Annotated in this window: 18 protein-coding genes and 2 pseudogenes; 15 read left to right on the top strand and 5 right to left on the bottom strand. The window is 42.6% G+C overall.

What is annotated here, in order from left to right; all coding sequences use genetic code 11:
• Positions 1–684: 684 nt before the first annotated feature.
• Positions 685–1,896: a macrolide family glycosyltransferase gene (locus tag M3221_RS24650; protein WP_251274706.1), complete on the bottom strand. Its 1,212-nt coding sequence runs from the start codon at positions 1,894–1,896 to the stop codon at positions 685–687.
• Positions 1,893–2,333, bottom strand: a complete 441-nt coding sequence (locus M3221_RS24645; protein WP_251274705.1) for a helix-turn-helix domain-containing protein — start codon at positions 2,331–2,333, stop codon at positions 1,893–1,895. The genes M3221_RS24650 and M3221_RS24645 overlap by 4 nt, the downstream gene beginning before the upstream one ends.
• Positions 2,334–2,542: 209 nt before the next feature.
• Between M3221_RS24645 and M3221_RS24640 the strand changes: the two genes are divergently transcribed.
• From M3221_RS24640 to M3221_RS24610, 7 genes are all read left to right on the top strand, one after another.
• Complete coding sequence (locus M3221_RS24640; RefSeq protein WP_251274704.1) at positions 2,543–2,965, top strand: zincin-like metallopeptidase domain-containing protein; 423 nt, start codon at positions 2,543–2,545, stop codon at positions 2,963–2,965.
• A 1,006-nt stretch (positions 2,966–3,971) separates the two neighbouring features.
• A complete protein-coding gene (locus tag M3221_RS24635) occupies positions 3,972–4,976 on the top strand; it encodes a LacI family DNA-binding transcriptional regulator (protein ID WP_251274703.1) in 1,005 nt (334 codons plus the stop codon).
• A gap of 281 nt (positions 4,977–5,257) precedes the next feature.
• Complete coding sequence (locus tag M3221_RS24630; RefSeq protein WP_251274702.1) at positions 5,258–6,235, top strand: sugar ABC transporter substrate-binding protein; 978 nt, start codon at positions 5,258–5,260, stop codon at positions 6,233–6,235.
• 164 nt (positions 6,236–6,399) lie between these two features.
• Complete coding sequence (locus M3221_RS24625) at positions 6,400–7,959, top strand: sugar ABC transporter ATP-binding protein (RefSeq protein ID WP_251274701.1); 1,560 nt, start codon at positions 6,400–6,402, stop codon at positions 7,957–7,959.
• 2 nt (positions 7,960–7,961) lie between these two features.
• Positions 7,962–8,945 carry an ABC transporter permease gene (locus M3221_RS24620; RefSeq protein WP_251274700.1) on the top strand — a complete coding sequence of 328 codons (984 nt, stop codon included), beginning with the start codon at positions 7,962–7,964 and terminating at the stop codon, positions 8,943–8,945.
• 225 nt (positions 8,946–9,170) lie between these two features.
• A complete protein-coding gene (locus M3221_RS24615) occupies positions 9,171–10,202 on the top strand; it encodes a Gfo/Idh/MocA family oxidoreductase (protein ID WP_251274699.1) in 1,032 nt (343 codons plus the stop codon).
• Positions 10,203–10,346: 144 nt separating this feature from the next.
• Positions 10,347–11,387, top strand: a complete 1,041-nt coding sequence (locus M3221_RS24610) for a LacI family DNA-binding transcriptional regulator (protein ID WP_251274698.1) — start codon at positions 10,347–10,349, stop codon at positions 11,385–11,387.
• Positions 11,388–11,983: 596 nt separating this feature from the next.
• On the opposite strand, the gene M3221_RS24605 is transcribed toward M3221_RS24610, so the two are convergent.
• Positions 11,984–13,147 carry an ROK family protein gene (locus tag M3221_RS24605; RefSeq protein WP_251274697.1) on the bottom strand — a complete coding sequence of 388 codons (1,164 nt, stop codon included), beginning with the start codon at positions 13,145–13,147 and terminating at the stop codon, positions 11,984–11,986.
• A 191-nt stretch (positions 13,148–13,338) separates the two neighbouring features.
• On the opposite strand from M3221_RS24605, the gene uxaC reads away from it, so the two are divergent.
• The 7 genes and pseudogenes from uxaC to larC all read left to right on the top strand — a co-directional run bounded on the left by uxaC (position 13,339) and on the right by larC (position 21,293).
• Complete coding sequence (gene uxaC / locus M3221_RS24600; RefSeq protein ID WP_251274696.1) at positions 13,339–14,829, top strand: glucuronate isomerase; 1,491 nt, start codon at positions 13,339–13,341, stop codon at positions 14,827–14,829.
• Complete coding sequence (locus tag M3221_RS24595; RefSeq protein ID WP_251274695.1) at positions 14,756–16,027, top strand: nickel pincer cofactor-dependent isomerase, group 22; 1,272 nt, start codon at positions 14,756–14,758, stop codon at positions 16,025–16,027. The genes uxaC and M3221_RS24595 overlap by 74 nt, the downstream gene beginning before the upstream one ends.
• Positions 16,028–16,040: 13 nt before the next feature.
• On the top strand, positions 16,041–16,811 hold the full coding sequence (locus tag M3221_RS24590; RefSeq protein ID WP_251274694.1) for an SDR family oxidoreductase: 771 nt from the start codon (positions 16,041–16,043) through the stop codon (positions 16,809–16,811).
• Between the two features lie 17 nt (positions 16,812–16,828).
• Complete coding sequence (gene larE, locus M3221_RS24585) at positions 16,829–17,659, top strand: ATP-dependent sacrificial sulfur transferase LarE (RefSeq protein ID WP_251274693.1); 831 nt, start codon at positions 16,829–16,831, stop codon at positions 17,657–17,659.
• Positions 17,641–19,116 (top strand): gluconokinase, encoded by a 1,476-nt coding sequence (locus tag M3221_RS24580; protein WP_251274692.1) that lies wholly within the window; start codon positions 17,641–17,643, stop codon positions 19,114–19,116. Before larE ends, M3221_RS24580 begins: the two co-directional genes overlap by 19 nt.
• Positions 19,117–19,308: 192 nt before the next feature.
• Positions 19,309–20,055, top strand: a complete 747-nt coding sequence (gene larB / locus M3221_RS24575; protein WP_251274691.1) for a nickel pincer cofactor biosynthesis protein LarB — start codon at positions 19,309–19,311, stop codon at positions 20,053–20,055.
• Positions 20,052–21,293: pseudogene (gene larC, locus M3221_RS24570) on the top strand (nickel pincer cofactor biosynthesis protein LarC). The gene larB and the pseudogene larC overlap by 4 nt, the downstream one beginning before the upstream one ends.
• Before the next feature lie 86 nt (positions 21,294–21,379).
• On the opposite strand, the gene M3221_RS24565 reads toward larC, so the two are convergent.
• Positions 21,380–21,685: a transposase gene (locus M3221_RS24565; protein WP_251274690.1), complete on the bottom strand. Its 306-nt coding sequence runs from the start codon at positions 21,683–21,685 to the stop codon at positions 21,380–21,382.
• A 323-nt stretch (positions 21,686–22,008) separates the two neighbouring features.
• Here M3221_RS24565 and ystJ point away from each other — a divergent pair, with 323 nt between their 5' ends.
• Positions 22,009–23,208 (top strand): NADP-dependent malic enzyme, encoded by a 1,200-nt coding sequence (gene ystJ, locus M3221_RS24560; protein WP_251274689.1) that lies wholly within the window; start codon positions 22,009–22,011, stop codon positions 23,206–23,208.
• A 139-nt stretch (positions 23,209–23,347) separates the two neighbouring features.
• On the opposite strand, the pseudogene M3221_RS24555 reads toward ystJ, so the two are convergent.
• Positions 23,348–24,193, bottom strand: a pseudogene (locus M3221_RS24555) (transposase); the annotation flags it as partial.
• Positions 24,194–24,307 lie beyond the last annotated feature (114 nt).

Genomic DNA, 24,307 nt, shown 5'->3' with positions numbered 1-24,307 from the left:
TTTGTTTTTTAAACTCGGGCGTGAATGTGCGGCGTTCTCGCTTTGTCATAATTGGAGCTCCTCATCTATTTTAGGTCAAGTGTACGTGACCTTAATTTTTCTGTCCAGATAAGTGTAGCCGCTCCAGTTTTGATCAAGATAGAGTGGATGATGGAGAACAGCCGAATTTGGCTTTTACGCCGTAACAGCAATGAGGCACAAATAAATAATATAAATGGAGCGGCTGATTCATTATCAGTCGTTCCTTTTTTATCGCATTACCGGCCAGAAGACTCCTTCAAATTGCGCAGCAATTAGTTGGAGAAGTTCACATAAGCTCTCTGTATGCAGAAAAAGAGCGGCCTATTGGCTGCCTTCCTATCCATCAAAATTTTTGATTTAGGTGGAGAGATTCACTAAGAAGGCTCTTTACCCTGAATTATCTACATCCCCAATTAGGAGGCGTGTTGTTAGCATATTCCTGAGATGTTCCAGTGGTTTATGAAAAATAATCATAAAAAACGGTTAAGAAGACGTACAAGCTTAGTAATAGATGAAGACTTTGAGTGGACTGTAAAAAAAGCAGGCCGCTCCGGTATTGATCTGCCCTCATTTAAGTAGGCAGACGCTCCTAAAGAGACCACATAATCTTTCCCCGTTAATATCGGATAAAGATTATGTAGTCTCTTTTGATATGTTAAGGTCTTATAGAGTCTTTAACAAGTTTTTAGGTCTTCGGGATTTCTCCTCTATTTTATCCAGGAGCACATCAGCTGCTTCTGCCGCTCCTCCTGCATTTCGAAAGGATTCTGACAGTTTCTGAGCCTTTTCAAGATAACTCGGATCTGCTAGTAATTCAGCTGCTGCTTTTCTAATATGTTTAGGCTTGCTTCCGTGTAGTTTGATTCCTGCTCCAAGCTCGGCTACTCGGTCAGCCACTACTCCTTGTTCGCTATGCAACGGATATAAAACTATAGGAACTCCGTAATATAGGCTTTCATTTACACTATTCATCCCGCAATGGGTAATAAATACATCTGCCTTCTGTAAAACGGCAATCTGATCTACATAGTTTTTCACTGTGAAATTGTCGGGTATGTGGCCCAGCGCAGCCACCTCTGTTTTTTCACCAATCGACATTACAATATCATAATCACAGTCCGCGAATGCCTGGATACAATTTTGGTAAAAATCTTTATTATGATTGAGTACTGTTCCCAGTGAAATATAAATGACTTTTCTGCCTTTTTTATTAACCAGCGCTTCAGGAGACTTTCGGATGGAAGGGCCAACAAAGGCATATCTGTCAGAAAAGGTTTCCGACAATGGCTGGAACTCTTTTGTAGTATACACAATGGTATCCGTTTCATTATCATTTTGAATAATTGATATAAAACTATCCGTTTTATACCCATAATCCTTCAGCAATTGCATTTTTTTATTAATGCGCCGCATGCCCATGATCATTCGAAACATTTCTCTTATGCCGCGTTTCATCAGTTTTGCCGTATGCTGATTAAATGCAAAGGATGTTGTTGAACAGACATACGGGATGCCTAATTTCTTGGCAAATAATTTCCCCCAAAAGCATAAGGAATCCGATACAATGCAATCCGGCTGAAATTCTCTTAATTCTGTACATACCTTTTCATCCAAAGCAATGGTCGTATCCACAACCATTTCAATCAACGCTGCAAAGTCTTTTCCAGCCTTTCGATTCAATTCCTCTTCTGATATCGAGGGCAAGAATTTATCACAAGAAATAAACTTGGCTCCGGTTTCTTCTATTTTTTTCTGGAATTCCGAAAATGAATAGTACCAAACTTCATGGCCTCTGTTTACTAACTCAGATACCACCGGAAGTGTCGGATTTGTATGACCATGTGCAGGGATCGAAAAGAAAACAATTTTACTCATTCTGACTCCTCTTCAATCGATTCCGCTTTACGAATCATGTCTGCAAACTCTAAAAAACGATCACTTTTTAAGACGGCAAGCCCTTTTGTAGCATCATCACCCAGCACAACAAGCTTTTCACCTGCATGAATCTGATACATTTCCCGCGCCTGTTTTGGGATGACAATTTGCCCCCGCTCGCCTACCTTCACAACACCAAAGAACTGTTTGCCCTTGGGACCAAGACGTTTTACATCTTCTGCACTCATATCATCGGATAATTGATCCAATGTTACCTGAAAGATATCAGCTAACATTCTACATTTATTTATATCAGGCAATGCCTCCTCGTTTTCCCATTTTGCAACGGTCTGACGAGATACGCTTACCCTCTCAGCTAATATTTCCTGGCTCATTTTGTGCTTTTTACGCAAAATACGAATATTCATACCAATCATATTTTCATCCCCTTATAGGATTAACTATACGGAAGACTTTCGATAAATTCTATCAATAATCGTTAACATTTTATGTTAAAAATCATAGCGCAAACATGGAGTCTTCATTCCAATAAATTATTTAATGTGATTAAGCAGACAGAGGGTTTCGAAGCAAGAGGGAGACGAAAATATTTGACCATAATCCAATTGAGTCCGCCCAGCAGATCGTGGGGAGATATACCGATTCACCCGTTATCCGTCATCAATCCGGGCGTGCTGTTTACTTTCCTGAATTTGATCGTGTCAGTGTACCGCCGTTGGAAGACTACCGGAGAGCAGAAGAGTTTTATTCGGTCCTGTTTCATGAATTCGTTCACAGCACAGGCCATAACAGCCGTCTTGCCCGCCAAGGGATTATAGAGAGCGGCGTGTCGTTTGGGGACGACATCTATTCTAAAGAAGAACTCATTGCGGAAATTGGTGCGGTTATGCTGTGCGGAGTGGCCAGGATTGAGAATACGACGATTGAAAAATGTGCCAGCTATATACAATCCTGGCTGCGGGTACTGAGGGAAGATTCTAAGCTGATCGTGTACGCGGCGGCGCCGGCTCAAAAAGCAGCTGATTATATTTATTTATCGGGACAATAGTAGCTTATTATTAATAGCTGTATTTAATAAAAGAGTCTTCTTAATTATAAGGTACTTAAATTAAGGAGACTCTTTACCCTTGATTATAAATATCCGCCATTGGGAGGCCTGTTGTTATCATATCCCTGATTAGGGTGCTGATCCTTGTTATTAGCATTATAATGTTATCTTTTGGCTAATCTATTCAGGAAAACAATCAGTCAGTGAGCGGAAGTATACCTAATCAAAGGTGTATCTAATCAAAAGTACACTTTTGCTAATACTTAATGAAATTCTCTTTATAGAAAATGTATTTGAAGAGGCAACAGACGCATCGAGAGCTGAATTAACTCGACAATGCCAGGAAATTTGACTGAATTAAGAATAACGATTCTCATTAAAACAGAAAGCTGTTTGATTGGTTACAGTATTGGGCTCATCTCTTTTTTATCTCCGCAATTCCTTCAGTATCAGTTCGAGATTGATTTTTGCTTCTTTAACAAAGCAGATCCTCACCTTTTTTTCTAAAAATTATGAAAAGAACAAAAAATAATATTGACATCAGTATCGGGAGATTATAAACTCTTCAATAAGGAAAGTACTTTCCTTAACTTAAAACTTTTTTAGCATCTTAAATATCTTTTGGATAATGATCTCTTTTATTTCAAGGTTCATCGCCTTTTTTTTATAATAATCAAGGAAAGTTATTTCCTTTATGGTTGATGGACAGAAAAGAGATACATGTCCCACCCTTTTTGAAAGCGCTACAAAAAATATCTGTAAAGATCTGATCTGGAGGTGGTATAAGAGCTTTCACTTCTGCGCAGAGGATAACTAATAAATAAGTGGATTTTGCGACACAGCGACCTTATTAGTTTAGATCCCTTTCTTTATTTATGAATTGAAAGCTAATCAACAGGAAGCCTCATAATCAGCTTTCTCAACCATAAATCGATATTTTTGACCTGTAACAAACTCAGGTTAGAGTAACGTTTATATTGTTGAGAGAACAGAAGGGGAAAAATGGATGAAATCAACAATATATGATGTAGCCGAAAAAGCAGGAGTCTCCATTTCCACCGTTTCTAAGGTACTGAATAACAAGGGGCACCTCGCAGAAAAAACCAGAAAAAAAGTGAAGGCAACCATGCTGGAATTAAATTATCAGCCTAGTGTTGTTGCATCTGTGAGAAAGCGTATTCAAACAATTGGACTTTTGATTCCCGATATTGCAAATCCGTTTATGGCGGAAATCGCACGTGTTATTGAAAACCATGTAAAACGGTATGGTTATAGCCTTATGATCTGCAGCACAGACAATGATTTGAAAAACGAGGTGGAATACGTTTCGATTCTGAAACAGAAATATACGGATGGCATCATTGTAGCAACGGGCCTCAAAAGAGAGGAGGCCGTTAAAGAGCTGATTAAAGCTGATATCCCCATTGCACTGCTTTCTAGGGATGTTCCTTCTTTGGCAGTAAATACTGTACTGGTGGATGATTATTTAGGCGGATATGAAGCGACAAACCATCTAATTAGTCTGGGTCATCAAAAGATTGCGATGATTACGGAAGACACGACCTTTTCTACCTTACAAGCGAGAGTAAATGGCTATAAAAAAGCGCTGGAAGAAGCCGGGCTGAGCTATGACAAAAATTTAGTCCTGACCAACAATACCTCTCTTGAGGAAGGAAAAAAATCGATGCTGAGCCTTTTAAAAAAGGTCAGCCCGCCAACAGCCGTTTTTGCTTCTACTGAATCTTTGGCGATCGGAGCCATGCAGGGTGCGCACGAATTAAACTTAAATGTGCCGGACGAAGTATCTATTATTGGATTTGACGATACGGTGCTGTCTACAATCTGCGAGCCGCCTCTAACAACAGTTGCGCAGCCAATTGAAGAGATGGGAGAAAAAGCAGTCGAATTATTAATCGAAGAAATTGAAAAAAAGAAGGCATCGAAACAGCGTGTGATGCTGTCCCCAAAATTGATTGTACGAAAATCCACAGCACCAAAAAGCAATGCCTAACATCTGACTTCCATAAACACAAATAAATAGCGGGAGCTGCTAATAAAGCTAGAATTAGACGGTATTTGATCAAAAATTAGCTCACTTATTTTTGAATGCTGTGCATTTTACTGGTCAGTTAGTTAAGCGCTTCCATTTAGTTCATGAGAACATGCAGCCAAGGAGAATTATTCCAAATAAAAGCGACCTATCATGTAGTGTATGATTCAATCAGTTCAACCAGTAAGTTCGTTTGTATTATTAGAGATTTAAAAATCTAAAAACAGGTTGGGGGAACAAAAATGAAAAAAATCAAAGTATTATCCGGTGCAGCTCTTTCATTAAGCCTTTTATTAGCTGGTTGCGGGGAAGAGAACAGCGCAACTTCTTCCCAAGGCAATGGCGGTAGTGGCGGCAGTGAAAAAATTTCCGTTATTTTAAAAGCTTCTAACGAGGAGTATTGGAAGATTGCAGAACGCGGTGCATTGGATGCTGGTGAAAAGTATGGAATCGATGTGAAAGTAATGGCTCCAGCAAGCGAAACACAGGTGGACCAGCAAATCTCAATGATTCAAGATCAGTTCACAAGCGGTACGAGTGCATTAGTGTTAGCACCGAGTCAGCCTACAACGGTGTTGAACGCCCTTCAGCAATATAAAGATAAAGGCACACCAGTGATTTTTCTAGACAGCGATGCCGAGTATGCAGATAAAGTGAGTTTTGTCGGAACGGAAAACTTCAATGCCGGAAAAATGGGCGGAGAATTCCTGGCGGATGAGCTTAGCAAAGGGGATAAAGTTGCAATTATCCGCGGACAGTTGGGAAGCACTACACATGACGAGCGGACAAATGGAGCCGAGGAAGCATTGGAAAAAGCCGGCCTTAAAGTAGCAACTGTACAGGCTGCAGACAGCGATAAAGATAAAGCTTTAACGGTTATGCAAAATATCCTTCAATCTAATCCTGATATTAAAGCTGTATTTGCTACTAGCGAACCGATGGCATTGGGTGCTTTACGGGCAGTTGAATCAAAAAATGATGATATTTTAGTTGTTGGTTTCGATGGTACAACTGAAGGTTTAGAGTCCATTCAGGCAGACGGACTGACTGCTGAAGTAGCGCAAGATCCATATCAGATGGGTTACTTGTCAGTTGAAGCGGCAGCCAAAAAACTGAACGGGGAAGAAGTAGAAAAACGGATTGATTCAGGTACAGAAATTGTTACAAAAGAAAATGTTGAGGAAGCGCTCTCGGAAATTAAAAAATATACAGGAAAGTAATTTCCGACAGACCAAACAAATTCATTACCAGGTTTTTTAGGGCTTGCTTTTAAGAGAATTAGGTTAATCCACATGCTCCTGTATCGTGAAAAAGATCGCTGGTTTAGAAATTCCAGGTGGTATGGCGATACCCACACAATCAGGTAATACCGAGGAGGACAGCTATGAAAGAGTTGCTCAGACTTAAAGATATTTGTAAAGGCTTTTCCGGTATTCCGGTCTTGAAGAATATTAATTTAGATGTCAAGGCTGGAGAGGTTCATGTGCTATTAGGAGAAAACGGCGCCGGAAAATCAACCATTATCAAAATCATGACAGGTGCTTATTCTAAAGACGAGGGTGAATTGTTTTGGGAAGGGCAGAAAGTGAATATTAAAACACCGTCAGACGCTATGGATCTAGGCATTGCAACGATTTATCAGGAGCTGAATCTTGTTCCTGAACTGCCGGTCTACGAAAATATTTTTTTAGGAAGAGAACTAAAGGTAAAAGGCAGGTTTTCCTTTTTAAACAGGAAGGAGATGATTAACCGGTCTAAAGAAATTCTAAAACGGCTTGGACAGAATATCGACCCAGAGGCGCTTGTTTCCACGCTCGGGATAGGCCAGCAGCAGCTTGTCGAAATTGCGAAGGCGCTGACAATTGATACAAAACTTATCATTTTGGATGAACCTACTTCCAGCTTAAGCGCATCAGAAGCGGAGCAGCTGCTGGAGACCATTATGGAGCTTAAAAGACAGGGAATTGCCATCGTATACATCTCGCATCGCCTGGAAGAACTAAAACAAATCGGGGATCGGATTACCATTCTGCGTGATGGGAAAGCAGTAGCTACCCGCCAGGTAAGTGAAACAAGTACAGATACCATGATTGAACTAATGGTCGGACGTGCGCTGGAGGATAAGTTTCCAAAAGGAAATTTCCGGCTGGGCAGCCCTGGACTGAAAGTTGAAAACTTGAGGCTGAAAGGATCAGACAAGACAATTAATTTTACCGCTTATGAAGGACAGATTTTAGGAATCGCAGGGCTCGTCGGTGCAGGACGGACAGAGCTGATCCGAGGCATTTTCGGGGCTGATCCAATTGACTCGGGAACGGTGCAGGTTTTTGGAAAACAAGTGAAAGTCAAGTCGCCTAAAGATGCGATTAATGCAGGTATGGCATTCATTACAGAAGACCGAAAAGGGGAAGGCCTTGTCCTGGACCAGTCTCTTCATTTTAATATGGCACTTGCAAGCTTGAAAAAGTTTAAAAAAGGGCTGTTTATTCAAAATGGTGAGGTCAATAAAAGATCTGATACGTATGTCCGTGAACTTCAAATTCGTCCAAATGACATCCAAAAGCACGCACGAAAGCTGAGCGGCGGGAACCAGCAGAAAGTCGTGATTGCAAAGTGGCTTTCTACAGAAGCGAAAGTTTTCTTTTTCGATGAGCCAACACGCGGAATTGACGTTGGAGCGAAAACAGAAGTATACCGCTTGATTAACTCTCTAGTGGCAGATGGCGCCATCGTAGTCATTGTTTCATCTGAACTGCCTGAAATACTAGGAGTGTGCAACCGCATTTTGGTCATGTGTGAAGGGGAAATCACGGCGGATCTTTTAAAAGAAGAAGCCAGCCAGGAACTGATTATGAAAGCGGCTACAGGGAAACTGACGGAAGAAGATCTTTGTGAAGGGGAACAGCCTGCATCACTTGAGAAAATGAGAGTAGGAGGGAAATAAACATGGCAGAATTGGTAGTAGAAAAAAAGAAACTTGAATCAAAAAAGATTTCTAAGGGACTCATGAGCAAGTTTGGATCCTTGATTGGGCTTGCACTGCTGGTCGTGATTTTATCAGCATTGAACAGTGACTTTTTGACGCTGAGTAACATTATGAATATTGCAGGTCAGTCTTCCATTAATGCACTATTGGCACTTGGATTGCTTTTGCCCATTTTAACAGCAGGTATTGATTTGTCAGTCGGCGCTATCCTGGCTATTTCAATTATGCTGATGGGCGTCGTTACGGTAAATATGGGGCTTCACCCAATTGTGGGAATACTGGTTTGTTTACTTGTAGGTGCGTTCTGCGGGTATTTAAATGGCATTATGTTAACGAAGCTGCGCCTGCCTCATCCATTTATTGCGACGCTTGGAACTATGAACATTGCACGCGGTATTGCTTTAATTATTACGGGGGCAGCACCCATTGCAGGCTTCCCATTCATGATTCAGTTTTTTGGCAGCCAGTCAATCGGTATTATTCCTTACAGCTTTATTCTTGTTATTATCATGTGCATTATTCTCCACTTGTTCTTAACGCGTACGATGACGGGCCGGTATATTTATGCAATTGGTGGAAATAAAGAAGCGACTCACTTATCAGGAATTAACGTTGACCGTGTATTGATTATTGTTTATGCGATCAGTGGTTTTATGGCAGGCTTAGCGGGATTAGTAATGGTAGGACGCGTTAACTCCGCTTTTCCTCTTGCTGGTCTTGGCTTTGAACTGGATGCGATCGCGGCTGTTATTATCGGCGGAGCCAGCTTCTTTGGCGGAGTAGGTACAGTCTGGGGCACATTGATTGGTGCTTTGATTATTGCGGTTCTTCGCAACGGACTCAACCTTATGAACGTCGCGGCAGATCTGCAAATGGCTTTTATCGGATTTGTTATCATCGCCGCTGTATATGTGGATGTTCTACGCCAGCGTAAAAACAAATAAGGTTCTTAAAAAGCATAGTCATAAACAAGAGTGAAAAATACTGAATGTTCTTATAATTTTATTGCAGGAAATGATTAATAAAAATTGCTTTCCTGCATTGAACGTACACATTATTTTTTTGTCACTTAAGGAAAGAACTTTCCTATTTAGGGACATAGAATAGCCAATAAAAGAGTTAGAACCAGTACTTTAACTAAAATCATATTTATTAAAGGAGGAGCAAAAATGAAAGAAATTAAAGTAGGACTTGTTGGGGCAGGACGTATGGGAAGTTTTCACGGTACTTCTATTGCGCGTAAAGTATATGGAGCATCGCTAGTGGCGATTGCTGACCCGGTTCCAGGGGCAGCCGAAAGACTGGCGTCTGAACTTGGCGCGGCCAAAACGTATACAAGCCCAGAGGAGATGTTTCATGATCCAGAAGTGGATGCAGTAGTTATTGCAGCACCTGCCCGCTCACATGCAAAACTGGTTATTGCCGCCGCTAAAGCAGGAAAAGCGGTGTTTTGTGAAAAACCGATGGCCGTTACCCTGGAAGAAGCAGATGCCGCAATTGCAGCAGCCGAAGAAGCCAATGTCGCCCTGCAAGTTGGATTTAACCGCCGATTTGCTTCAGGGTTTAAATCTGCTCATGACAATATCGCTGAAGGACGTATTGGTACACCGCAGCTGTTAAGATCTTTAACGCGTGACCCAGGACTGGGCGATCCTACGCCAATTCCAGAATGGACAATATTCTTAGAAACACTAATTCATGACTTTGATGCGCTTCTTTATTTAAATCCAGGCGCAAAACCGACTGAAGTGTATGCAGTGGCAGATGCGCTCGTCCGCCCGGATTTCAAAGACAAAGGGCTGCTTGACACAGCTGTAGTAACAATTAAATTCGACAACGGGGCTATTGCTACCGCAGAAGCAAATTTCCAGGCGGTGTACGGATATGATGTGCGCGGAGAAGTATTTGGTTCAGCCGGTATGGTGACAGCCGGAAGTGTCCAGCAAACAAATATGACTCGCTATACAGCAGACGGCATCAGCATGGACACATACAGAAAAGACACAGAATTATTGCATGACGCTTACGTCGCTGAGTTAACCTCTTTTGTTGATTGTGTACGTTCTGGAAACAAGCCGGATGTGACAGGAGAGGATGCTCGAAATGCATTGGCTATTGCGTTAGCTTGCATAAAATCCGTTCAAACACGCCAGCCGGTTAAACTTGAAGAAGTAGAAATGGCAAAAAGCGTCCAGTCATAAATTCTTCAATAGCTCAAAAAGTACTTCATGATAAGTGAAGCAAGAAAATGGATGAACAAGAAAGTTATATGAGGGACAGGATTTCTGGGACAGCCTGGTCTTATTCAAAATGCTCATACTAAAACAGCAGAAAGGAGAGGCGTTATGAAAGCAACGATTTACCATGTGGCAGAAGAAGCGGGTGTATCTACAGCGACCGTTTCAAAAGTGATCAATAATAAGGGATTAATCAGCTTGGATACGAAGCGTAGAGTGCTGGAAGCGACTAGAAAGTTGAATTATCGCCCTAATGAAATGGCAAAAGCTCTCACAGAGAAAAAGACTAAAATAATTGGTTTTCTCGTTTCAGATATTGCCTCTCCTTTTTTTGCTGAATTAACCAGGAGCATCAGCGAACAATGCCGGCTTCAAGGGTTTAATATTATGGTCTGCAGCACAGACGGCCAGCCGGATAAAGAGAAAAACGGCGTATCTGCACTTATTCGGCAGGGGGTAGATGGCTTTATTGTCGCTTCTGATCATTATCCCAAAATTATTGAAGATGAATTGAAAAAGCGCGGGCTGAAAGGGATCTTCCTTTCAACGGAACCAGAAAAACACGATTACGCAATGCCGCTTATTACAGTAGATAACTATGAAGGCGCCTGTCAGGCAGTCCGTCATTTGCTAGCGTCTAATCATAAAAAAGTCGCCATGATTGCAGAAAATACAGCGGCCGGGAAGATACGTCTTCGTGCTTTTCGCGACACAATGGAAGAAGCGCAGCTCCCTCTGGATAAGCAGTTTGTCATTAAAACAGCTTCATCTGTTGAAAATGGTTACGAGTGTGCAAAACGGCTGCTCGCTTTGAAAGAACGCCCTAGCGCTATTTTTGTATCCAGTGATGTGTTGTCAGGAGGTGTAATCAAAGCGGCCAGAGAAATGAATATCCGTATTCCCCAGGAACTCTCTATTATCGGCTTTGACAACCTTTCAATTTGTGAATTAACTTCTCCTCCGTTAACAACCATTGCCCAGCCTATACGCGTTATGGGGCGTCGGGCCGTCGAGCTTCTTATGAAGCAAATCGAGGGAGCAGAAACCCATACGAGAACACACATTATGGAAACTAGCCTAATGGTAAGAAACTCCACATCATTTCATCATGATATACAAGAGTGTCAAAGTGTGGGATCTTCGACGTAGTTTTTCCGAAATTAACCTATTGAAAAAAACACAATATTACACAAAAACCTCATCACAAAACAAAAGATGAGGTTTTTTATATGTTTAATATAGTACGTTTTTCTGTTACTTGGGAGAGTTTCTAAGTTAACGGAGATCGATAGCACAATAAACGAACAAAATCCGATTCTTCCTTGTTTAGCGTAGGAAAAATTGGATTTTCATTTCCGAAAAATGTATTAGTGTATGTTTTGTCAAAAATCTTGGTACTACCCCTAAGAAGCGGCAAGCGATGTAACGAAAAAATATATAGAAGAACAGGTAAAATAAAGACCTTAGCGCCTAATCCCCACTAAATCGAAGATTTTGAAGGGAAATACTGCGCTAATTTTTTGTTCTAATTGATCCTGAATATATGCTTAAGAGTCCAAGGGAAAGACAATCAAAAAGTTATTAAGTATAGGTGTACTTAATCAAAAGTGTATATAAGACATCTGCACTCAAAAGACTTTTCATGTTAAAGTTCTGATAGATTGCTACAGATGCTATATTGCAGTCCATTAGTTTAAGGATAAAAGATGTTTCCGTGGTTTATTAAAGGCATGTGTTTCAGCTGGTTATTCAGCAGAAAGCTGCAAGGTCGGAATGTGGAAAAACTGTTTAATGCCAAGTGCACATGCTCCCAATACACAGGCCTGTTTGCCGAGCTTTGATATATACAAATACCGGTAGTGGTTAATGCTGGATACCAGATTGTCTTCGATTTTCTTAATCGCTTCTGGGTACAGATGCAAAAGCTCACTATTTAGTACAACAACATTCGGATTGTATAAGTTAATCATATTATTTAAACCGATGCTCAAATAAAAAATAAATTCATCCATCATTTCGATAACAGTCTCGTCTTTCAACTGAATCCCTTCTTGTACATCTTGATAAGAAAAAGTTTCTTTTCCTTTTTTCATTGCAAGAGCATGTAAAAAAGCAGCCTCGGATCCATATTGCTCCCAGCAGCCTTTGTTACCACAGCTGCACGCTTTTCCATTCGGAACAATAATCATGTGACCAGCTTCTCCGGCAAAGCCGTTTTCACCTTTGAAAAAAGCTTCATTCATTATAATACCAACACCAATACCTGAAGAAAGGCTGACACCCAGCAAATTTTTTGCTTCATAGTGTTCGTACACTCGTTCAGCAAATGCACAAAGATTCGCGTTATTCTCAAGCATCACGGAAAGACCTGTTGTGCGTTCCAAGTCTTCTTTTAAGAACACATTGTTCCAGCCAAGGCGCGGAACAAAATGAACATGTTCATCAAGCGTCACAAGACCGTGAACACCGATAATAACGTTAACCAGACCGTAGCGGCTGTTCTCACATTGCGTTTGAAAACGATGAATATGTTTGGCAGCTGACTGAACAACATGATTGTAATCAGTCGACTCAAGGGGAATGGTTTTTAAAGCCACGAGTTTTCCAAGTAAATCTGATAAAGCAAACGTCATCGCCCCGTAATCTAAATCAATCCCAAGCACGAAACCGGCCTGGCGGTTAATAGACAACATAATAGGGCGTCTGCCGACGGAGTGGTGCTCAAGTTGAGTTTCAATCACCAGTTCTTCATCAAGCAGATCCGCCGCCTGAACGGAAATCGTTGCCCTTGTCAGATTGGTTAGTTTTGAAAGTTCAGCCCGGGAAATCATTTTTTCTTCAATAATTTTTTGTAAAATCAATGAGCGGTTAATTTGTTTTATATAAGCGGCATCGCCGGTTGCAGCCATCATACATCCTCCTTCGTTCATGATCATATTATACAGTTTTATCGAGCAATAAAAAGACACGCGTTGACGGATAAAAAGATTGGTGCTAAGCTTATCACAATTAATTAGTTTGGTAAACAAATTAATTATAGTGAACTTTAATTAATAAAGAAAAGGCTTTCATTAAGGGTGCTCAAAAGGAGGAAATGAACTTGGTATCATTTTTAGCGGATCATTTTTTACTTTCCAGTCAAACGGCCATTTCACTTTATGATAAGGCCGCAAAAGACCTTCCGATTTTTGATTTTCACTGCCATCTTGATCCAAAAGAGATATGGGAAAACAAGCCGTACAAAAATATAACGCAGCTTTGGCTGGGTGGAAATCACTACAAATGGCGGCTGATGCGGATGCATGGAATGGATGAAGAGCGAATTACTGGAAGCGCGAGCGACTGGGAGAAATTTAGCGCATGGGCTGAAACAGTGCCGCATTTAATTGGCAATCCTCTTTATCATTGGTCGCATATGGAACTAAAAATGTATTTTGACATTGATAAACCGTTATCACCAGCCACGGCAGAAGAAATATGGAAAGAGTGTAATGAAAAACTGCAGCAGCCGGGCTGTTATCCGCGTGATTTTATTCAAAAATCCAAGGTAATGTTTGTTGGCACAACGGATGATCCAGTATCAGATTTACGCTATCACCAATTGCTTGCTGAAGACGAAACATTTCAGACAACTGTCGTGCCAACATTCCGGCCGGATGGTGCTTTATTTATTGAACGTCCGGCGTTTAGCACCTGGATCACAAAGCTTTCTGATGTATCTGCGATCAAGATTACATCTTTTACTGACTTTTTAGCAGGGTTACGGCAGCGTATCAACTTCTTCCATGAGCAGGGCGGCCGGGCATCTGACCATGATGTGCAAAAAATGGTGTACCTTGAAACAACAAAAGAAGAAGCGGAAGCCATATTTACAAAACGAATGAACGATGAAGCATTAACTGAGCAGGACATTCTCCGCTACCGCTCATTCCTGTTAAAAGAGCTCGGCAAAATGTACGCTGAAAAAGAATGGGTCATGCAGCTTCACATAGGCGCGATGCGCAACAACAATACGCCAATGAAAGAAAAAATCGGTCCGGATGCCGGCTTTGATTCGCCCGGAGACGGCGATATAGCAGAAGGGCTGTCACGATTCCTTGATGCATTGGAAACAGAAGAAAGCCTGCCAAGAACAGTCCTATTTAATTTAAACCCAAAAGACAATCCTGTGCTTGCGGGCATGACCGGCAACTTTTCTGAAGCGGGTGTGCCGGGGAAAATTCAATTTGGTTCCGCCTGGTGGTTTAACGATCATATAGACGGGATGGAGCAGCAGATGAAAACTCTTGCGAATGTCGGCATGCTCAGTCATTTTATCGGGATGCTGACGGATTCACGCAGCTTTATTTCCTATGTGCGCCACGATTATTTCCGCCGGATTGTATGCAGCATTTTAGGGGAATGGGTGGAACAAGGGAAAGCGGTAAATGATTTGGATTTTCTGTCGCAAATGGTACGCAATATCGGGTATGAAAATGCGAAAAGATTCTTTTTAGACCGAAAAGGAGGCAATAAAAATGGGCATTCTGCAGGAACTTCTCAAGGACATTCCAATACCACAAATGATGAGAGTGAGACAGCGGTTCGATAAGGAACAGATTGACGACTTAACGAAGGCGTTAAACGAAAAGCTTCATCAAGAAAAAATTACATCACTCGTAAAGCCGGGGATGTCAATCGCTGTTGCGGTCGGCAGCCGCGGGGTTGACCGCATCGTTGAAATCACAGCCGCGACCGTTGCTTTTTTAAAGGAACTTGGAGCGGATCCGTTTATTGTACCAAGCATGGGCAGCCACGGAGGAGCAACTGCAGAAGGGCAGACCGATGTTTTACGGCACCTTGGCGTTACAGAAGAAAGCACAGGTGCACCGATTCGTTCCACCATGGAAGTCGTCAAGCTTGGCGAGCTGGAAAATGGATTGCCGGTTTATGTGGACAAGTATGCCTCCAAAGCAGACGGCCTCGTTGTCATTAACCGGATTAAACCGCATACAGCTTTTCGCGGACCGGTAGAGAGCGGCATGATGAAAATGATCAGTATTGGCCTTGGCAAGCAAAAGGGAGCAGAAGCATGCCACCAGATGGGCTTTAAATATATGGCGGAGAACGTACCGGCAATGGCGAAAATTATCATGAATGAGAGGCGGTTCCTTTTCGGGGTAGCGACGGTTGAAAACGCTTTTGATAAAGCGGCAATCGTGGATGTCATGACGAAGCAGGATATTATTGACCATGAAAAAGAGTTGCAGGTAAAAGCGAAAGAAATGCTGCCAAAGCTATTTTTCGACCAACTCGATGTCTTAGTGATCGATGAAATCGGCAAAAACATTAGCGGTGACGGCATGGATCCGAACATTACCGGCCGGTTTCCAACGCCTTATGCAACAGGTGGGCCGGATGTGAATAAAATGGTCGTGCTTGATTTAACACATGAAACAGAAGGAAATGCAAATGGCGTTGGCACAGCAGACTTTACGACACAGCGTCTTGTAGACCAAATGGACTGCGAAGCTACTTACGCAAACGGCCTGACTTCAACGGTCTGTGCGCCGACGAAAATTGCGACAACTCTTGCTAACGATCAAGAAGCGATCAAAGCCGCTATTAAAACGTGCAATATTTTAGACTTCACCAAAGTGAAAATGGTCCGTATTAAAAATACGCTTGAAATCGGTGAAATTGAAGTGTCGGAGGCATTGCATGATTATGTAAAAAACCATCCGCAGCTTGAAGTTCTAACCGAACCGGCGGAATGGACATTTGACAAAGATGGCAATTTAACGAAGTGACGGAGGGAAAAAAGTGAATACACTATTTAATTTGAGCGGGAAAACAGTGGTTGCAATTGGCGGGAACAGTGTACTCGGCGCTTCTATGGCAAAAGGACTGGCAGCCCATGGAGCCAGGGTGGCGATCGTGGGCCGAAACCTTGAAAAAGCAAACCAGGTTGTTGAAGAAATTGAGGAAAGTGGCGGCGAAGCGAAGGCATTTCAAGCCGATGTCATATCCAGAGAAGCACTCGAACAAGCGGCTGCCGATATTGAAGCATGGAGCGGAGGCTGGGATATTCTATTGAATGCACCTGGGAAAAACAGTACCACACCATTTTTTGAACTGGAGATGGATGAGTGGGATGATATTATGGATGTGAATTTAAAAGGAATTGTCATCACGTGCCAAATTTTTGCGAAGAAAATGATTGAGCAGAAACGGACAGGCAGCATTATTAACATTTCGTCTGTTTCCTCGACAACGCCGCTGTCTAAAGTGTTTACCTATTCCGTTTCAAAAGCGGGACTAAACAGTGCCACTCAATTTTTGGCGCGTGAATTTGCCCAAGACGGCATACGTGTAAACGCTATCATACCGGGCTTTTTCCCGGCAGAACAAAACCGGAAAATTCTAAGTGAAGAACGGACAGCATCAATTATGAACCATACACCAATGAAGCGTTTTGGCGATCCGGATGAATTACAGGGAGCAGCTGTCTTCTTAGCATCCGATAAAGCATCCAGCTTTGTGACAGGAACAACAATCCGTGTAGATGGCGGATTTGGCAGCATGACGATTTAACAGGAAGGATGAACAGCATGGCAGAGGAAAAATACGGGAAACTGCAGAAAATTCTTCGGGATATGGAATCGGTGGTTGTCGCCTTTTCCGGGGGTGTAGACAGTACGTTTTTATTAAGAGCAGCGATTGACACGCTTGGCGAAAAGAATGTTCTTGCGGTAACGGCAGACTCAGAAACGTACCCATCAAGTGAACTGCAGGAAGCGAAGGCACTCGCGGAGCATATCGGCGCGCCTCATCTAGTTATTGAAACATCGGAGCTTGCGATTCCAGGCTATACGGAAAACGACCAGAACCGCTGCTATTTCTGTAAAAGCAGTTTGTTTGACCATCTTATTCCAGTGCTTGAGAAGCAGGGCTTTCAAAACATCGTGTATGGCGTTATTACTGACGATATGAACGAATTCCGACCCGGAATGAAAGCCGCAAAAGAAAAGGGCATTCGCGGTCCGCTTCAGGAAGCCGGTCTTTTTAAAGAAGAAATTCGCGTGCTTTCCCGTGAGCTTGGCCTGCCAACGTGGGACAAGCCGTCCTTTGCCTGCTTGTCGTCACGTATTGCTTACGGAGAAACGATTACGAAGGAAAAGCTGACGAAAGTAGAAAAAGCGGAAGCCTACTTGAAGTCCCTATCAATCCGGCAGGTGCGTGTCCGTACACACGGTGAGACAGCAAGGATTGAAGTAGAACCCGGCGATATGCCGCTTGTACTTCAGTATCATACAGCGATCGATAAACGGCTCAAGCAGTTTGGCTATAAATATGTGTCGCTCGATCTTGCCGGCTACAAAAGCGGCAGCATGAACAAATCGCTGAAAAAGGAAGAGACGGAATGGCTAAAAAGTATATAATCGGACTTGATATTGGCACCACCAGCGTTAAAGCATTGGTCTTTGACCGCAATGGAAAAGTCATCGCGGAAACAGAACAATTAAATACATCATTTTATCCTGAGCCTGGCTTTGTCGAGCAGGATCCAGATGTTATTGTATCGGCTTCTGTGTTTGTGTTAAAAGCGGTGATGGAGCAGGCAGATATCATAGCGAATGAGCTTATTTCTGTCGGCTTCTCCTGTGCGATGCATTCGCTTATATGTGTCGATGAAAATGGTCATGCGCTCTCCCGGGCTATGACATGGGCTGATGGACGAAGCAGCGAACAGGCAGAACGGTTGTTAAAAGAGAAGGGCTTGTCGTTTTACGAAAAAACGGGTACACCGATTCATCCGATGTCGCCGCTGACGAAATTTATCTGGATGAAAGAAACGGGATTTGCCCCGTTTGAAAAAGCGGCTTACTTTATGTCGCTGAAAGAGTATCTTGTATTTCACTGGTTTAATGAGCGTGTCGTCGATTATTCTATGGCCTCGGCCAGCGGCATGTTTAACGGAGCGCTGCTTGATTGGGATGAAGAGATTCTGGCACACGTTGGTGTGGTCAAAAAGCAGCTGGCCACCCCTGTGGCGCCAACACATATCTTAAAAGGGCTAGACCCGATTGTGGCAAAATACATTGGCCTGCCGGAGGATCTTCCATTTGTGATCGGTGCAGCGGATGGACAGCTGGCCAATCTCGGCAGCGGTGCCATTTTGCCAGGGGAAGTAGCGATCACAGCCGGTACTAGCGGGGCGGTCCGCCAATGGACCACATCCTTCCGTCCTAATGAAAAGCACGAAACTTTCTGCTATATGTTTACCGGCGATACAGCAATTATCGGCGGCCCGACGAACAACGGCGGTATTGCGCTGGATTGGCTGAAGAAAACATTGAACTATTCCGGCACGCATGCTGAATTTACAGAAGAAGCAGCGCAGGTGGAATTAGGCGCAGACGGTTTATTTTTTCTGCCGTATATTAACGGCGAACGTGCTCCACTCTGGAATCAAAAAGCCCGCGGAACATTTTTTGGCCTGTCCATTACGCATGAACATCCGCATTTTGTCCGTGCTGTGCTCGAAGGCATTACCTTTAATCTCTATCAAATCGCCGAAACGCTTGAGCGGCTGGCAGGAGCGTCGGAAAAGATTTACGTCAATGGCGGGCTGGCTCGTTCACCGATTTGGATTCAAATGCTGGCGGATGTGTTTGGAAAGAAGATTTATATGTCTGAAAGCCACCATAGTGCCGCCTGGGGTGCCGCCTGGACCGCGCTTGTGGCACTCGGAGAAGTGTCTTCGTTTGCAGATATTAAAGAAAATGTGCCGCCTGGTGAAGTAGTTGAACCGGACATGGCCCGTCATGTGCATTACCAGAAGCTTTATAAAAAATATGCAGCACTAGCAGCGAACATCGCAAAACATTTTGATTAATCCTGTTTGACCGACGACGGTGCACTTTTACCCGTTTTCGGCGTGATTCCGTATATGTGAAGCATGATTTGTCATTTGTAGAAGGTATTGCACCTTCCGTCCGCAAAATCATGCTGGAAAGTAATGAAGAGCTTTAGATTAGTACTAGTACATAATCATCCTATTTATATAAAAAGAATGCAGGTGACTTATATGATTGAAGACATTCTAGCCCGTGTAGAAAAAGGGGAATTAACTGCAGCTGAAGCAAAGGAGCAGCTCGCTTCATATGAGGATCTCGGTTTTGTAAAAATCGATCATCACCGCCGCCAGCGGCAGGGTGTGCCGGAAATTATTTTCGGTGAAGGAAAAACGGCCGAGCAGATCTTAGCGATTATCCGGTCACTGAAAGAACGTGGCCATGAAGTGCTGGCCACTCGTATTTCCCGAGAAAAAGCGGACCTTATTTTAGCAGATGTGCCAGATTTGTCTTATAACGAAACAGCCCGGACACTTTCTTTTGTAGCTAACAAACCGGCAGAGGCAGGCTACATTGCGATTGTATGTGCCGGCACATCCGATTTGCCGGTGGCTGAAGAAGCAGCCGTGACGGCCGAAACACTAGGGGTGCCAGTCCGTCGTTTTTATGATGTGGGTGTAGCTGGTCTGCACCGTCTGCTGGACCATATTGATGAGATTCGCAGAGCAGACGTCTCTGTGTGCGTGGCCGGAATGGAAGGAGCCCTGCCAAGTGTGCTTGGCGGGCTCGTGGAAAATCCTATTATTGCTGTACCGACAAGTATTGGTTACGGCGCAAACTTTAACGGCTTATCTGCACTGCTGTCTATGCTGAATTCCTGCGCATCCGGTGTTAGTGTTGTCAACATTGATAATGGATTTGGCGCAGCGTACAATGCCGTGCTGATTCACCGGCTTGCTCATAAAGGAGGTACACAATGACTACGTTATACTTAGACTGTTTTTCAGGCATAAACGGCGATATGGTCATCGGAGCGTTGCTAGATGCAGGAGCCGATCTAACCCAGATGGAAGAAGAGCTGAAAAAGTTGAATATCGAAAGTGAATATACGCTTTCACAAAAAAACGTAAATAAAAACGGTATTACGGCAGTGAAATTCGATGTAAACCTTCTTGGTGAAAAAGGGCATAACCATGCTCATTCACATGGTCACGACCACGACCATGATCACCACCACCATGATCATCGTGCGTACAAACAAATTACGGAAATGATCCAGATGGCTGAATTCAATGAAGCGGTAACTTCTATGTTCCTTGCAATTTTTAAGGAAATTGGCGAAGCAGAAGGGAAGATTCATGGACTGCCGCTTGAACGCGTGCATTTTCACGAAGTCGGCGCTGTTGATTCAATTGTAGATATTGTAGGTGCAGCAATTTTACTCGATCAGCTTGGCATTACCAATGTCTGCTGCTCTCCTATTCCAACAGGGAGCGGTCATATCCATATCGATCACGGCACGTATCCGGTTCCGGCACCAGCGACGTTTGAAATTTTAAAAGGTGTGCCGATTGCTAGAACATCGATTAAAGGCGAGCTTGCTACACCGACAGGCGCAGCGATTGCGGCTGTTTTAGCAGACTCTTTTGGCACAATGCCATCGATGACAGTCGAAAAAATCGGCTACGGGTCTGGAACGAAAACATTTAAAGACCATCCAAACGTTCTTCGCGTAGTGATTGGAAAGGAGTAGAGCACGATGAAGCCGCCGAATGTAGAACACATTGACCGCGACATGATTAAAATGGAAGTCAACTTGGATGACATATCGGGGGAGTGGCTCGGCTATGTGATGGATTGTTTATTTGATGCAGGCGCCAATGATGTTTTTTATACCCCCATTTATATGAAGAAAAATCGACCGGGCGTGCTTCTTCAGCTTCTTTGTTCGATCGCCGCTGCACCTGAAATGGAGCGAATCTTATTCCGTGAAACAACTACACTCGGCGTCCGTTATTACCCGTTAACGGTTCACCGTCTTGAGCGCGAGTTTAAGCAGGTGGAAACGCCGTGGGGGCCGGTTACGGTAAAATACGGACTGTTCGAAGATGAAGTCGTTCAGCGGGCACCAGAATATGAAGAATGCAGAACCATTGCAGAGAAATTCGCTGTGCCATTGAAAGGGGTATATGAAAAAGTATGGAAAAGCTGGCCTTAATTTTTCTAGGGCCAGCTTTTTCTAATTTTAGACGAGTGTTATTCCACTCGGAAAAATAGTGGAATAAAAGTGGACTTTCGATCCCATTATGAAAAGGAATTATGAGAAGGAAAAGATCTTCCAAAAGGAAGATCTTTCAGTCTGTAGATTCTTTTATGATTTATGGACTTCTTCATTGTTTTACGCAACCAGACCGTCATTCTTCGGTAACTAAATATACCTCGATACTGAGAAAAGACCTCCATAATCTTTTCTTGATCCGAAGGATTTTGAGGTTTCCTTCCGGCCAAAGCCCCTCGCTTCTCTTTTAAGCCATCAATTCCTTTTTCTGGTTGATTGAGAGTATAAGAAAATTTTGAAGAAGAAGAGCCTAATTTCTTATTGTCTTTCATAAGAAGTTGTTTTCATACAAAAACCAAGGCTTCCGCCATAGAACTTGGTGATAAGCCACATTTTTTAATTAGTTTTCTTAAATTAAAAACACTTTAAAAAGTTAAATATGCTATGAAACTCTCTAAAAAACACTATAATTTTGGTGAAGAAGGAGAATGAAAAAATAATTAAATATTAAGTAAATAGAAAGCGCTTTTTTATCCTAATTTGTATTCTAAAAAGACAATACATTTAGTATGATCTGTGCTTTATATAGAAAGTAACATATAAATCACCTATTCAATCAGTTATAAAAATTCAACAAAGGCAGGGAGATTCCGTTATGTCAACATTACAAGAAGAAGCATTGAAGATGCATCAAGAAAATCAAGGTAAACTTAGTGTTAGTTCTAAAGTTAAAGTACGTGATGCAAAAGATTTAAGTCTTGCATATTCACCAGGTGTAGCTGAGCCATGTTTAGCTATTCATGAGAATGAAGATAAAGTATATGATTACACAATGAAAGGAAATCTGGTTGCTGTCGTTTCAAATGGAACTGCTGTCCTGGGGCTTGGAAATATCGGGCCAAAAGCAGCTATGCCGGTTATGGAAGGAAAGGCATTGTTATTTAAAGAATTTGCAAATGTTGATGCTTTTCCTTTATGCATAGATTCAACTGATACGGATAAAATTGTCGAGCACGTTAAAATGTTAGAGCCTACCTTTGGCGGAGTAAACTTAGAAGATATTGCTGCACCACAATGCTTTGAAATTGAAGCGCGTTTACGTGAAGAGTGTGATATTCCTATTTTTCATGATGACCAACATGGAACGGCTATCGTAACCGCAGCTGGATTAATAAATGCTCTTAAACTAGCAAACAAAAATATTGAGGATATTAGCGTCGTAGCAAATGGAGCTGGGGCTGCGGGCGTGGCTATTGTTAAGCTATTGCTGAGTATGGGTGTGAAAGATGTTATTTTATGTGATACAAAAGGAATCATTTATAAAGGCCGTCCGGTTGGCATGAATAAATTTAAAGAAGAAATGGCAATTATTACAAATAAAGAGCAAAAGCAAGGGTCATTAGTAGATGCATTGCAAGGTGCTGATGTGTTTGTTGGGGTTTCTGCTGCAGGAGCAGTTACAAAAGAGATGGTTCGCACAATGAATGAGAATCCGATTATTTTTGCAATGGCTAATCCGGTACCAGAAATTATGCCGGATGAGGCAAAAGAAGCAGGAGCACTAGTAGTTGGAACAGGGCGCTCTGATTTCCCGAATCAGGTTAATAATGTCCTTGCATTTCCAGGAATTTTCCGTGGTGCTTTAGATGTTCGCGCAAAAGAAATAAATGAAGAAATGAAAGTTGCTGCCGTTTATGCCATTTCTGGACTCATTAACAGTGATGAATTGCACGCTGATTATGTCATTCCGGATCCATTTGATACAAGAGTAGCGAAGCATGTAGCAGATGCTGTTGCAGCTGCGGCAATAAAAACAGGGGTTGCCCGAAAAAAAATTGATTGCGCGACTACCTAATGCTTTGTTTTGCTTGTATTAAGGAAATTGCTTTATCATAAATCTTCCAGATCAAGTTAAGATAAAAATTTACTTTTATAGCCTTCCTAAAGATCTTTTTAGGTAAGGCTTTTATTTTGCAATAGCTTAGTTAAAGCTTTATTAAGGGTGTTTTGTATCCAGCATCGGCAGCTACAGCATCAGGCTTTGTGACTTTTTCCATCACTTTATCGAGAACCTCTGTAAACACGCGGCTGTCATGAACATTGGCACCCGTGACACGAAAGGCAAGGACAAATCCATTGGCATCACTGGCTGTATGAAAGGAGTAGGCACAACTTTTCTCCCTTTCATCTTTCACATAGTAGCCACTGTCTGGATCAGTCGTGCTCGCCCTGATTTCCTTCGTCTCTTCCTTTTCCTGTGGGGGAAACGGCTTTTTTTCATGTTCCTCACGATCTATATTGATCTCTTCCTCAAGCTGTGCCTGATAGCCGCGTACTTCAACGCGCACCACTTTCTTATTGAATTTCTTCTTATTGGCACTCGCTTTGACATGCGTTGAGTCGATAAAAGCAACGGATGGATCGACGAATCCTTTCGCCATCGCTTCTTTCAGAATCCGGTAAAAGATCTGTTCAAACAGGTCGGTGTCTTTAAAACGGCGGACATAATTTTTACCGAAGGTAGAGAAATGAGGAATTTTCTCCGAAAATTCATACCCAAGAAACCAGCAGTACGCCGCGTTGGTTTCAATCTCCTTAATCGTCTGGCGCATGGAGCGGATGCCAAACAGGTACTGAACCAGCACCATTTTAATCAATGCGACAGGGTCAACACTCGGCCGGCCGTTGTCAGCTGAATACATGCCTTCCACCAATGGATAAATAAAGTCAAAGTCGATCGCCGCCTCGATTTTGCGGACCAGGTGGTCAGCCGGCACAAGCTGATCGAGCGCGACAACCTCCATTGGGTTCCGTCTGTTTTCCGGATGTTTTGATAACATACAAATTCCCCCACAAGATTTTGATAGGTTCATTATACAAAACATACTAAGATTAGCAGTGCAGACCAAGGCATTGGTTTGCACTGCTATTTTTTATATAGTAGAAGTGAAGCT

The sequence above is a fragment of the Domibacillus indicus genome (assembly GCF_023715895.1).
Lineage (GTDB): Bacteria > Bacillota > Bacilli > Bacillales > Domibacillaceae > Domibacillus > Domibacillus indicus_A.
This window is presented reverse-complemented; position numbering and strand designations above follow the sequence as displayed.

Excerpts from the sequence above, each read along its gene's own strand:
- larB (WP_251274691.1), top strand. The coding sequence starts at position 19,309 with ATGATTGAAGACATTCTAGCCCGTGTAGAAAAAGGGGAATTAACTGCA.
- ystJ (WP_251274689.1), top strand. The coding sequence starts at position 22,009 with ATGTCAACATTACAAGAAGAAGCATTGAAGATGCATCAAGAAAATCAA.
- M3221_RS24620 (WP_251274700.1), top strand. The coding sequence starts at position 7,962 with ATGGCAGAATTGGTAGTAGAAAAAAAGAAACTTGAATCAAAAAAGATT.
- larE (WP_251274693.1), top strand. The coding sequence starts at position 16,829 with ATGGCAGAGGAAAAATACGGGAAACTGCAGAAAATTCTTCGGGATATG.
- M3221_RS24610 (WP_251274698.1), top strand. The coding sequence starts at position 10,347 with ATGAAAGCAACGATTTACCATGTGGCAGAAGAAGCGGGTGTATCTACA.
- M3221_RS24615 (WP_251274699.1), top strand. The coding sequence starts at position 9,171 with ATGAAAGAAATTAAAGTAGGACTTGTTGGGGCAGGACGTATGGGAAGT.
- M3221_RS24580 (WP_251274692.1), top strand. The coding sequence starts at position 17,641 with ATGGCTAAAAAGTATATAATCGGACTTGATATTGGCACCACCAGCGTT.
- M3221_RS24595 (WP_251274695.1), top strand. The coding sequence starts at position 14,756 with ATGGGCATTCTGCAGGAACTTCTCAAGGACATTCCAATACCACAAATG.
- M3221_RS24625 (WP_251274701.1), top strand. The coding sequence starts at position 6,400 with ATGAAAGAGTTGCTCAGACTTAAAGATATTTGTAAAGGCTTTTCCGGT.
- M3221_RS24605 (WP_251274697.1), bottom strand. The coding sequence starts at position 13,147 with ATGGCTGCAACCGGCGATGCCGCTTATATAAAACAAATTAACCGCTCA.
- M3221_RS24645 (WP_251274705.1), bottom strand. The coding sequence starts at position 2,333 with ATGATTGGTATGAATATTCGTATTTTGCGTAAAAAGCACAAAATGAGC.
- M3221_RS24635 (WP_251274703.1), top strand. The coding sequence starts at position 3,972 with ATGAAATCAACAATATATGATGTAGCCGAAAAAGCAGGAGTCTCCATT.
- M3221_RS24630 (WP_251274702.1), top strand. The coding sequence starts at position 5,258 with ATGAAAAAAATCAAAGTATTATCCGGTGCAGCTCTTTCATTAAGCCTT.
- M3221_RS24565 (WP_251274690.1), bottom strand. The coding sequence starts at position 21,685 with ATGAAAGACAATAAGAAATTAGGCTCTTCTTCTTCAAAATTTTCTTAT.
- M3221_RS24650 (WP_251274706.1), bottom strand. The coding sequence starts at position 1,896 with ATGAGTAAAATTGTTTTCTTTTCGATCCCTGCACATGGTCATACAAAT.